The sequence below is a fragment of the Natronobacterium gregoryi SP2 genome, assembly GCF_000230715.2.
In the GTDB taxonomy this organism is placed as follows: domain Archaea; phylum Halobacteriota; class Halobacteria; order Halobacteriales; family Natrialbaceae; genus Natronobacterium; species Natronobacterium gregoryi.
The window spans coordinates 209192-221252 of record NC_019792.1; the positions used below are offsets into that span (position 1 = coordinate 209192).

Consider the following 12061-nt stretch of genomic DNA (forward strand, 5'->3'; position numbering starts at 1 on the left):
TTATTCATGCTTATATCAAACACACCCGTTGGAAGGAAACGATGCGCGTAGTAATCGTCGGCGCAGGCGAAGTCGGTCGAGCAATCGCTCGCAACCTCGAGGACGCACACGACGTCGTCGTCATCGATCGGGACCGCGAACTCGTCGAGGAGCTCACCTACTCGCTCGATGTCCTCGCGATCTGCGGTGACGGGACGGAGCTCGGGACGCTCGAGCAGGCAGATATCGCCAAAGCGGATCTCGTGATCGCCTGTACGAACGACGACGAGGTCAACGTCGTGACCTGTGGGGCTGCGAAGGCAGCGAGCGACGCGTTTACGATCGCCCGCGTCCGCCGACGGACGCTGTTAGAGACCTGGGAAGGCTCCGAGGGAGCGCTCGGTGTCGACTTCATGGTCTGTACGGACCTGCTGACTGCACGTGCGATCGTTCGGATCTCCGGATTGCCGGCGACTCAGGACGTCGATACCTTCGTTGGTGGGCTCGTCCGGATGGCCGAGTTCGAGATTCGGGCGGACAGTCCGATCGTCGACACGCCGATCAGCGAGGCCGATCGGTACGACTCGCTGACTTTCGCCGGCGTCTTCCGCGGTGAGGAGATGATCGTCGCCACCGGCGACACCGTCCTCGAGGCTGGCGATCGGGTCGTCGTCATCGGCAGTTCGGATTCCGTCGCCGACTTCGCCGACGACGTCGTCGAGCGGACGGCAGACGACGGCGACGAGGTCGTCGTCGTCGGTGCGAGCGAGATCGGGTTCCAGGCCGCCCGCGAGTTCGAAGAACACGGCTACCGGCCTCGGCTGATCGAGCAGAACCACGAGCGCGCTCGCGAGGTCGCCGAAGCGCTCCCAGAAACGCTGGTGATGGAAAGCGACGCGACCGACACGGAGTTTCTCGACAGAGAACACGTCGGCGAGGCTGACGTCGTCGTTGCAGCACTCGACGGCGACGAGAAGAACTTGCTCGTCTCTTTGCTCGCTCACCGTCTCGGCGTCGACCGGACCGTCGCAGTCATCGAGAACCTCGAGTACGCCGAACTGTTCGAGACGGTCGGCATCGACGTCGCGATCAATCCACGCGAGGAGACGGCCGAAGAAATCGTCCGGTTTACACGCGCCAGCCAGACCGAGAAAGTCGCGATGCTCGAGCACGACCGCGCGGAAGTGATCGAGTTCGAAGTACACGCCGACAGCGTCCTGGCCGAGACGCCCATCGTCGACGCAACGGAGACGCTCCCCGACGGCGTCGTCATCGGCGCGATTTCGCGTGGTGGTGAACTGATCACGCCACGGGGAGAGACCGTCGTTCGGCCCGGCGACCACGTCGTCGTCTTCGTCGACGCAGCCGTCCTCGAGGAGGTCCTCGATCTCATATAGATGACTCGGACTCGGCTCCACGTCGACTTGCGTGCTGGCTTGAGCCTCGTCGGGACGATCCTGGCGTTTCTTTCTTTCGCGTTTCTGGTTCCGATCCTCGTCGCGCTCGTCTACGGTGGCGAGGATCTCTGGGTGTTCGTCGCCTCGATGGCTGTGACCGCCGGCCTTGGGCTTGCGTTACGAAAACTCGACCCGGAGCCGGGCGCTCGAGAGGCGTTCCTGGTCGTCGCCCTGACCTGGCTGTTCGCGGCGATGGTCGGCGCGCTGCCGTACGTCCTCGCGGGCAATGGCACCGTCGCTCATCCAGTCAACGCCCTCTTCGAAAGCATGAGCGGCTTCACGACGACCGGAGCGACGGTGATGGGCGACATCTCGTTCGACACCCACTCCCGGGCGATGTTGCTGTGGCGACAACTCACTCAGTGGCTCGGCGGGATGGGGATCATCGTCCTCGCGGTGGCGATCCTCTCCCAGATGGCCGTCGGCGGCGCGCAGTTGATGCAGGCTGAGACACCGGGACCGGGCGTCTCGAAACTCACACCCCACATCGCCGAGACCGCGCGGGTGCTGTGGATCGCCTACATTGCACTCACGGTTGTGTTCATCGCGTTGCTGTACGGAGTCCACCTGCTCGGCTACGCGCCGAACATGGACCTCTACAACGCCATCGCCCACGGGTTCACGACGCTACCGACCGGCGGTTTCTCGCCGGAGGCCCGCAGCATCGAGGTGTTTTCCCCGGTCGTCCAGTGGCTCGTGATTCCGTTCATGTTCGCCGCAGGCGTCAACTTCGTGCTCTGGTGGCACGTCATCTCCGGCGACGCACGGACACTGCTCCGAGACAACGAATTCAGGCTGTACCTCGGTGCAACCGCCGTGCTCGCGGTCCTGACGACCGCCGTCCTGTTCGTTTCCGCCCTCGAGACGCCCGAAACCGGCCAGATCAGCGGCAACCTCGAGCGGTCGGCTCGCTACGCCACGTTCCAGATCGCGTCGCTGATCAACTCGACGGGGTACGCGAACATGGACTTCGACGCCTGGAACGGCTCCGCGAAGGCGCTGTTGCTATTTGCGATGTTCGTCGGCGGTTCGACGGGATCGACCGGTGGTGGCATCAAGATCCTGCGGTGGCTGGTGATCCTCAAGTCGCTCCGGCGGGAAGTGTTCACCACGATCCATCCGGAAGCGGTTCGCCCAGTCCGGATGAACGGCCGCGCCCTCGACGAAGAGGCAGTCCGGGGAATATATGCGTTTACGCTGCTGTACGTCGTGATCTTCTTCGCCGGCGTCGCGCTCTTTGCCGCCGACGCGTCCCGCGTCGGCCTGTACGCCGATCCCGAATTCGGGTTGCTCGATGTTATCAGCGCGTCGATAGCGACACTCGGGAACATCGGACCGGGACTGGGAACGATGACCGGCCCGATGGGCGGCTACCTCGACTTTCCCGACTCCTCGAAGCTTCTGATGACGCTGTACATGTGGATCGGCCGCCTCGAAATATTCCCGGTGTTGGTGTTGCTGACGAAGGCGTACTGGACGGACTGACCGGCCCGATGTCGCTTCCCCCTGCTCGCTCTCGTTCTCGGACCTGCCGAGAATCGGGTGGCTCGGCTGTCCCGTCACCGAACGGCCCTGCCGACCTATCGACCACTGGATCGCTTCCGACGAGAACTCGAGCCCGGCGTCTGCGAGCGTCTCCGTGCCACTCGGTCGCCCCGTAATCAACGACCACGGGCCGTTCGTGGACGATTCCAGCAGCGGTATCGACACGCCTTCTCGCGATACGAACCGCGCCGCGACGGATTCCACAGGAGAGACGACCGCAGCGGGCGTCCCAGCCGAGGGAGATCAGCCGAACAACCGCTCCCACACCACGAGCGTCGGTGGCAACACGATCACTGCCATCAGGTACGAGTAGATGACGCTGATGACCATCAACACCCCGAACTGGCCGATGGCGGGAGTGACCGCGATTATCAGCGATCCAGCGCCCCCGAGCGTCGTCAGCATCGAACCCGTCAGCGCACCGCCCGTTCCGCGAAGGGTCGTCAGCAGCGATTCGTAGGCGTCATCACACTCGTTGTACTCGTCGATAAACCGGTGTGTGATGTGAACCGAGTAGGCGACACCCACTCCGATCGTGATCGACAGCACTGTCCCGGTCAGTGCGTTCAACGCGATACCAACCACTGGCATCGTCCCGCCGAGAACGGCGACTGTGACGACGATCGGAATAAGATTCGCCACGCCAAGCGACGCCCGCCCCTCGAGTACGTGGTAGATGAGCATCAGGAACCCGGCCGTGAGACCGAGTGCGATTGCGAGGCTGAGCAGTGACGACTCGAAGACGAGATTCGAAATCTCGTGGAAGACGACGATATCACCGGTCGGCGTCGTATCGAGACGGTAGTCAGCGGCTAGTTCCTCGGCGTCGTCGCTGACTTCTTCCTGCGTCGCGTCGGCCTCGACGGTGTAGATGACGCGCATACTCCGCTGATCCTCGGTGACGTACTCGAGTGCGTCATCTCGTGCGTCGGAGCTAAGCAGTTGCTCGAGGACGTACCCTACGTTCCGATCGGGAACGCCGTTCCCGCTGACGTCGTTTGCCTCGAGCAGGTAGGCGAACTCGTCGTCGTCGTCGGCGTGGTCGTGCATGACATCGACGACGCTTCGGCTCTCGGCGACGCCGTCCTCGGTGATGATCGTCGATGGTGGGTCGGACCCAGCCCGATAGACGGACTCGAGGATGTGATCCTCGTGTATCGGTCCCTCGACGTAGATCGTCACCTCGTCGTCTTCGCCGCTCTCGAAGTTCGCCTCGAGGTAGTTGATGGTTCCCGTCGCGGTGTACTCCGCTGGAGCCAGTGACTCTGGAGCGGCTTCCGCGTACGCTGGCAGTTCCTCTGCGGGAAGGAAGTCTTCGTCTTCGAAGGTGGTGTCGACCGTCGTTGCGTACGCGCCAGCACTCGCGGTCAACAGGAGAGCGATCAGGAGCATCGCTTTGGGAACCTCGTTTCCTGCATGTGCCCCGTACGGCAGTATTCGCCCAAGTGTCGAGTCCTCGGAACCGAGCGGTGACGAGTTAAACGACGGTAACTCGTGTGCTTGGCGAAAACGCTCCAACTCGACTTTGGCTGCCGGGAGAAAGACACCGAACAGGAGGAACGTAAACACGATTCCGACACTCGCGACGAACCCGAACTCTCGGATCGGGTCGAGTTCGCTCATCACGTTGGCACCGAATCCGATGACGGTCGTCCCGGTGACGATGAAAAACGCGACGAGCAACTGTTCGGCTGCGTCTCGCATCCCGTCTTCGATTCCGGCTCCTGCTGCACGCTCCTCTCTGAACCGGTTGACCGCGTGGATACCGAAGTCGATCCCGATAGCGAGCAACAGCGGCGGAATCGCGATCATCATGTCGGTGAACGGGATTCCGGTGTAGCCCATGAACCCGAACGTCCAGATGACGGCCATCACCAGTGAGACCAACCCGAGCACGAGGTCGAACGGATCACGGTACGCTGACGTCAGAAACGCCAGAATCAGCAAGATGACGACGGGAACGATAAGCGTCAGCGAGTCCTCGATGGCGTTTTCGAACTCGGAGTTGAGAATGCCACTACCGAAGACGACGATGTCGTCCGGCATCGATTCCGCTGCCTCCAGTGTTCGCTGCTGGACGGCCTGTTCGTCGGCGTCCTCCGCGTGGGTTGCGGTGGCGACGACGGCCGATGCCCGGGGTTCCTGTCGGTTGAAGTCGTTGCTCAGCGGTGCGACAAAGTCGGGGTTCTCTCCTAGGTCACGGACGACATCACGAACCTGCCCGTCCGAACTGCGTTCCAACGTCCGAATCTGTTCCGCACGAGTATCCGCAGTCGGATCGATCGTCAGGGCAACGAACTCCGCTATACTGGCGGTTTCCTCGACGCGGAACTCGTCGTTTTCTTCCAGATAGTGTTGGAACTCGAGGAGTCCTAACAGTGACTCCTGGGAGACGACGTTGTCTCCCCGCTTGATGATCTGTGTGGTCGCAGCATCGCCTTCGAACGGCGGTTCGAACTCCTCTTCGATCGATTGCTGTGCTTCGTAGGCAGGGACGCCTTCTGCGAACACTTCGACGCCTTCTTCGACTTCGATGTTGCCGAGGCCGCCTGCAAACAGCGCTGTGACGAGCAGAAAGACGACGATGACTGCTCGCGGCCGCTCGGTGATCCAGTAGTTTGCGGTCTCGAGCGCTCGCTCGATAGAGTCCGGTTGCGTTGCCATCGCTCGTCAGTTCTCGGCGTCCGACTCGGTAGTCGACGGGGAGTGGTCGTCGTCCGCTCCTCCTCCGTCGGCCGCGCCCTGGTCGGCGTTGCTCTCGTCGCCCGTCGACCCGAAGTGCGATCCCGAAACTCGGCCGACGTCACCACTGCCACCACCGTCGGCGTCGACCGACTCTTCGGCGTCGCTCTCGAGTTCCTGCTGGATCGAGGCCGGCAACGACAGGTCGGTGACCTGCTCTAGGACCGGGACACCCTCGAGTTTCTCGTCGATCGGCTCCTGGAACCGCCAGTAGACGCCGGTGGCTCCGACGACGAATCCGAGCACGAGCAGCACGGACAGTGCGGAAAGTCGACTTTCCGGCTCCTGTACCTCGAGCGGGATTCGGTACGTATCGGTTAGCTGGGAGTTCGACCGCTCGTCGTCGTACCGGAAGTCCATCCGAAGCGGATACGTCTGCGGGGTGGCGTCGTCGTCGACCTCGACTTCGAAGGTGACTGTCGCCGATTCGCCAGGCTCGAGTGTGGGGATGAACCCTTCGTCGTCGAGGTTGTCGAGTGGATCGTTCGTGTAGAGTTTCGCCTCGACGTCGGTCACGGTCTCTGCCTTCGCGTTCGTCACCTGCAGCGTGACCGGCTGGGTCTCGCCGACCTCCTGGGTGCCGTTGTCGATCTCGATGTCGAACTCGTCGCGTTCGGGTGCAACCTCGAGCGGGACGTCGATCGGTTCGTGGGTCATCCGGATGTCGTCGTGGACGTTGCGGTACCTGACGTCTGCTTCCATCACCCGCGGACCCGGCTCTGCTTCACCGCCGATACCGACTCGGAACTCGAACGGCACCGACTCGCCCGGCTTCAGGTCACCGATAGCGTACTGCGTTTCGCGCGGGTAGACGTTCGACCCGCTCCCGAGACCGTCCTCGAGATTCGGGACGATGGAATCCTCGCCGTCGTCGACGACGAGAACGGCGCTCTCGACTGGCTTCGGGCCGTCGTTGAGTACCGTTCCTTCGATCGTTCCGTCCTCGCCGACGTAGAGGTCGGTCTCGAGTGTCTCGACTGCGAACCGCTGTTCCGGTGCGGTTTTCGCACCGACCCGGACCTCGCGGGACGTTCGGTCGACGCCGTCACTGTCGCGGAAGTCGACGGTAACGGAGACGGGATAGGTCCGTGCGACGGCGTCGGGGTCGACGTCCATCGCTGCCTGGACCGTCGCGGTCTCGTTGACGGACCAGTCACCGACGTACTCCTCGCTGCCGGCAGTCCGGAGCTCCGACTCGTCGGTCGTCGGGGTGATCGACTGAACGTTCGGGTCAGGAGAGTCGAACTGAACCACGGCGTCGCTGGCGTTCTCGACGCCGGTGTTGTTCAACTCGAGCGTGACGAGGCCCCGGTCGCCGACGACGAGATCGGACTGGACGTCGACGGCGTCGAAGCGCGCTCGCTCTTCGACGACGACCTCGACGGTTTCGGTCGTGGTCGTCGTATGCTCGTGACCGCCCTGTCTCGTGTAGGTGTACTCGATCTCTGCCTCGAGTTCGTACGTTCCCGCCGCAGCGTTCTCGTCGACTGCGATCGTGAACGACTCCGAGGCGAGCCGTTGGGCTGGCATCCTCGGCAGCGGCGTCTCGCCGGTCTTCACTTCGACCGGCGCGTCTTCGGCCACGAGTTCGACGGTCACGTCGCGTGCCTCGGTCATCGGCGTGTCCCCAATGTCGTCGTCCTCTTCGGTCGACGCCCCGTTGCGGATCTCGAGTTCGAGGTTGGTCTCCTCGCCCGGTTCGACGATGTTCTCGGGCGTGTAGACGTCGAAACTCGGGGAACTCGAGGCGGCTGTGGAACCGATCAACGGGATACTCGTCACCACCAGCAAAACAACCACGAACGCGACGATTCGGTTCCGTCTCATTACCAGATAGTTTTCGGAGCCCACCTATCAACCTTTCTATTCCAAACCACAAGCTTGTTGTTTCTTCCCCACCACTTCCTTGTATGGACGAACACACCGATTTACTCGCCGAACTCGGCCTCTCGAACTACGAAGCGAGAGCCTACGTCGAACTCGTACGAGGTGGGGCCATGACCGCAGACGAGGTTGCCGCCGCCTCCGACGTCCCACAGGGACGAGTCTACGACGTTCTCAACTCCCTGGTCGATCGGTCGCTTGCCAGAGCCGACGACGGCCGTCCCCGGACGTACGTCCACGTCGAGCCCGACGAAGCAGTCGATCGTCTGCTCGAGCGCCGCGTCGACGAACTCGAGACCCAGCGAACGGCGTACGAACGGACAGCCTCGGCAGTAATCGATACACTCTCGGGGATCACCGAAGAGACGACCGCAGGCGGGTTCACGACCAGCGCGCTCCACGAAGACGCGGCCAGAGAACTCCTGCTCGAGCGGTTTGCTGCGGCCGACGACTCGATCAGAATCGTCGCCGATACGGTCGATGTCAGTCCAGAGTTCGAAGCCGCCTTCGCCGATCGACTCTGTGATCTCCTCGAGATCGGCCTCCCGGTCCGGTTGCTAGCGACCGACCTCGAACAGGCCGCCGACCGGATCGACGACCTCATCGACGCCGGAATGGACGTCCGGCAAGCCGAGCGAGTGCCGGAACAGCGGTTCATCGTGTTCGACGGGTCGGAGGTCTGTCTCGAGGTCGTCAACCCCGCGGCACCGGACGAACTGCTCGCCGTCGTCAACTTCCGGGAGGACGAGACTGCACGCGAGCTCGCGGAGAGTTTCGACGAACTCTGGGAAGAGTCGGAGCCCTGGACGATCGGTTAGATACCAAACGTCGCTCGGAGCATGTCACGCGTCCCAGGACCGAGCCCGACGGCGACGACGGTGATCAGCAGCAGGATGGCATAGCGCGGACTCTCGTCGAAAACCTCTTCGTTGAAGATCCAGACGACGACGACGGCTGCCGCGAGTTTCACGAGCAAGAATGGCCACGCTTCGCCGGTGATGTCGACGATCTCTGGCGGGAGAATCGAACCGGTGACGTCGACGATCGTCGCGTTGACCGGGTGTTTCGGAACGAGATTTTGCCCGTGGCCGAAGGCGATCGCCCAGTCGAGGCCGATGACGTTTGCGACGCCGTCGACCGCGTGGGCCCAGATGACGACCAGTCCCATGTACCGCGTTCCACGGTTGACATCGGGCACGAACCGCTGGACTGCGGTCCAGGTGACCCATGTCGCGAGAGTAGCGCCGACGAGGACCGTCAACAGGAGCCACGGGTAGAAGGTCGCGTACTCTTGTACTGCAGTGTAGCCGAGAAACGCGACCGTGATCACGAGATAGGCGGTCCCGATCGCCGCCAGTGGATACTCATATCCCGGCACGTAGTCGTTGCGCTCGAGCCAGACGGCGATTACGATCGCGACCACTGCGAGCATGGTCACGGTGACGTAGATCAGCGGACTGATCAGAAACCCGGACCAGGGGAGTTCGATCGCGAGTTCGCCAGTGTGTCGGAACGCGGCGACGTTTGCGTCCTCGACGGTCCGGAGTGCCCCACCGAACAGGATAAACGGGAACAGCGCGTAAAAGCCCGCCCGATAGCGTTCGATCCCGAGTCGTCGGACGAGAAAGACGATCCCGATGACGCCGAGGACCAGCGCCGGAATGTAGCCAGCGTAAGAGACGAACGTGTATCCGGGTGAGGCCGTCGGTCCGGTAGCAACACCCTCGCTTATCGCCGCGTTACAGGCCATCGGGTCGCCGCCTGCCCAGTCGACACAGCCCCAGCCGTGGGCGTCGGCGACGACCGGCCCCCAGTAGTACTGCCAGATAAGATCGACGTACACCCGCTGAGGGAATCGCACGGCAAGAAGCGCGATTCCGACAGCGAGCACGAGCACGGCCACGGCCCAAACGCGTTCGGGACCGTACCGCTCGATGTACTCGTACATACCCGATATCGATAGTGGCGGCTGTTTACCGTTTCCGGTTTTTCGTGCGAAATCAGTCGCCGTCTATCTCCCCTGCTGCCTCGAGCAACTCGTCGTGAATGCCGCCGTTCGACGCCACCAATCCCTGACTGTCGTGTCGCCAGCGGTCTCCCTCGAGGTCGGTGACGGTGCCGCCAGCGGCCCGAACCAGCGCGACGCCGGCGACCGTATCCCAGGGGTTCGCCTGCAGGTTCGTCACCGCACCCTCGAGTGCGCCAGCAGCGACGAGTGCGAGCTCGAGTTGTGCACACCCGAATCGCCTGATGTCGGCGAACCGCTCGACGAGCGCGCTGGTCGCGTTCGCATACTGATCGCGCTGGTGGAAGTCCCACCAGAACGTCGGACAGACCGTCGCTAGCTCGGGATCGGTGTGACCGCTGACCGACAGTGGCTCGCCGTTGCGAAAGACTCCATCGGGACCGACGCGATAGGTGTCCGAGAGTGCGGGGAAGACGTTCGCACCGGCGACTGGCTCGCCGTCGACGACCGCCGCGACGGCAGTGCCGAAGCCTCGAATTCCGGCGACGTAGTTGTTCGTCCCGTCGATCGGATCGACGATCCAGGCCGGCCCCTCGTCGGGAACCGCCTTCAGTTCCTCGTCTTCCTCGCCGACGATCGGGTCGTCGGGAAACGCGGCCCGGATCTCTTCGATAACGGCCGTCTGAGCGTCTCGGTCGGCCTGTGTCACTAGGTCCGTCTCTCCGTCTTTCGAATCGACCTCGAGGTCGCCCCGAAACGAGTCTGTTGCAACCTCGGCCCCAGCCTCGGCCGCACTGACGGCGACCGACGTTCGACGGTGTTTCGTTCGATCAGATGAGTGGCTCATTGTCGATGCTCGGCGCGGGCGTCGAAAAGATGTAGCGGTTCGCGACGGTCACGAGTGGCAAGTCGCGATTAGCAGGCGTACTCGAGTCGTCGCTCCGCCGACGGCTCTCCGACCGGTCCGTCCGTCGTGACCGGCTGTTCGACGTAGTAAACGGCCAGTGACTCTGGCCGATCGTCGTACTCGTCTGTGGCTTGCTCACATCGATACGCTGCCAGCGGTTCGTACGGCGTCCGACCGGCGGCCCGAAGCTCCGAGCCGTATCGTTTCCAGAGAACCGAGGGGTCCCTGGCGGCAGCGTCGGGCGGCCGGTCGAGTTTGCCGTCCTCGTCGACGAGCGTCCCGACCGTCTCGCCACCCTCGAAGTCTGCTTCCCAGGCGTACCACCAGTAGGCGTCGGGCGGGCTCGGCGCGAAGAAAGACCAGCTCGCGTCCTCGAGTTCGCCGGGTGTCGACGACGGCGGATCGACGAGGCCAGCACCTGCCAACTGCCAGCCGACGATCGTCACGAGGAAGGCGACGAGGAAGACGGAGCGAACGGTCCGCGCGCCGCGACGAAGCCCCGGCGGGAACTCGAGGCCCGCGTCTGGTCGCTCGGCGGAGGGCAACACTGTGGCGGGATCGGCGATCCGCTCGAGTCGATCCCAGACCTGCGGCGGCAGGAACAACAGGAGTGCAGCGACCATCACGAAGGGAAAGACACCGAGTCGCATCGTCGCCGCGAGCCCGAACTGTGCGACGATGAACGACGAGACGAGCGCGATCCGGAGCCGGTCGGTGACGACGAGCAACAGAACGGAGCCACAGAGCAGTGCCGTCCAGACCCAGTTCGAGACGACCAGAAGCGACTCCAGCTCCGCGATCCAGGGGCCGAGCCAGACGACGAACTGCTCCAGTTGAAAGACCCGCGGTGTTGCTGTCCCGTCCATCCAGGAGTCGCTCTGGAACTTGAGCGCGCCGTTGACCGCGTAGATGGTCACGAAGTGAACGAGAATCGTCGCGGTCGCGAGCGAAAACAGGCGGCTGTCGCCGTCGTCGGCTCGAGACCCCGCGTCGATCGCCCACCGACGCTCGAGGGGCAGGAAGACCCCGAGGACGAGCAGTGACAGCAAGATCGTGTCGCCACCGTTGAGCACCAGCGGATTCCTCGCGTGGAGAGACGCGAGCAAGAGGGCAGAGACGAGCGTCGCAAGTCGGGCCCGGTAGCCGACAGTCAGGGAGACGGCGGCGACGACGCCGATCGCAAGCAAAAGCACCTGAAGCCAGACGCCCCCGGAGAGGGCGTGCAGTGACACTGTTTCGAACGCCGGATACAGCTCCGCGAGCGTCGATCGTGGGAACACGCCATCGTCGGTGTAAAACGTCGTCACGCCCGGGAAGCGGACGAGAAGCAGGTCGGCAAGCACCACCAACCCGATCGCGATCCGGAACGCAGCGAGTGCTCGCGGGTCGATTCCAAGCCGGGGCTCGAGGGTGCTTTTCGCCGTTTTGTGTATCGACGCGATAGTCGACAGTCCGCTGTCCGTCGGTGCTGTGGAGGGACTCATGAAAGACCGTGTGAATCGATGCCAGAGTTATCAGCGATAATATAAGTATTTTGTCCTCGTTTCACCCTGTTGAAAAAACGAGTGCAAAGAGAGCGGC

At 63.1% G+C, this 12061-nt stretch carries 8 protein-coding genes; 3 read left to right on the forward strand and 5 right to left on the reverse strand.

Annotation, left to right across the window (positions count from 1 at the left end; translation table 11 throughout):
• Window positions 1–41 precede the first annotated feature (41 nt).
• Both trkA and NATGR_RS00950 read left to right on the forward strand, forming a co-directional pair.
• A complete protein-coding gene (gene trkA / locus NATGR_RS00945; RefSeq protein ID WP_005580003.1) occupies window positions 42–1376 on the forward strand; it encodes a Trk system potassium transporter TrkA in 1335 nt (444 codons plus the stop codon).
• On the forward strand, window positions 1377–2921 hold the full coding sequence (locus NATGR_RS00950) for a TrkH family potassium uptake protein (RefSeq protein ID WP_005580004.1): 1545 nt from the start codon (window positions 1377–1379) through the stop codon (window positions 2919–2921). It abuts the gene before it with no gap.
• Between the two features lie 303 nt (window positions 2922–3224).
• Here NATGR_RS00950 and NATGR_RS00955 read toward each other — a convergent pair whose 3' ends face one another.
• Complete coding sequence (locus tag NATGR_RS00955) at window positions 3225–5645, reverse strand: efflux RND transporter permease subunit (protein WP_005580005.1); 2421 nt, start codon at window positions 5643–5645, stop codon at window positions 3225–3227.
• Window positions 5646–5651: 6 nt separating this feature from the next.
• Complete coding sequence (locus NATGR_RS00960) at window positions 5652–7550, reverse strand: COG1361 S-layer family protein (RefSeq protein WP_005580007.1); 1899 nt, start codon at window positions 7548–7550, stop codon at window positions 5652–5654.
• Between the two features lie 83 nt (window positions 7551–7633).
• On the opposite strand from NATGR_RS00960, the gene NATGR_RS00965 reads away from it, so the two are divergent.
• On the forward strand, window positions 7634–8425 hold the full coding sequence (locus NATGR_RS00965) for a TrmB family transcriptional regulator (RefSeq protein ID WP_005580008.1): 792 nt from the start codon (window positions 7634–7636) through the stop codon (window positions 8423–8425).
• Here NATGR_RS00965 and NATGR_RS00970 read toward each other — a convergent pair.
• From NATGR_RS00970 to NATGR_RS00980, 3 genes are all read right to left on the reverse strand, one after another.
• Window positions 8422–9555 (reverse strand): DUF63 family protein, encoded by a 1134-nt coding sequence (locus NATGR_RS00970; protein ID WP_005580009.1) that lies wholly within the window; start codon window positions 9553–9555, stop codon window positions 8422–8424. The genes NATGR_RS00965 and NATGR_RS00970 overlap by 4 nt on opposite strands.
• 52 nt (window positions 9556–9607) lie before the next feature.
• The gene (locus tag NATGR_RS00975; protein WP_005580010.1) at window positions 9608–10420 is read right to left on the reverse strand and encodes an inositol monophosphatase family protein; all 813 of its coding nucleotides are present in this window, start codon (window positions 10418–10420) and stop codon (window positions 9608–9610) included.
• 68 nt (window positions 10421–10488) lie between these two features.
• On the reverse strand, window positions 10489–11964 hold the full coding sequence (locus NATGR_RS00980; protein WP_005580011.1) for an HTTM domain-containing protein: 1476 nt from the start codon (window positions 11962–11964) through the stop codon (window positions 10489–10491).
• Window positions 11965–12061: the final 97 nt, after the last annotated feature.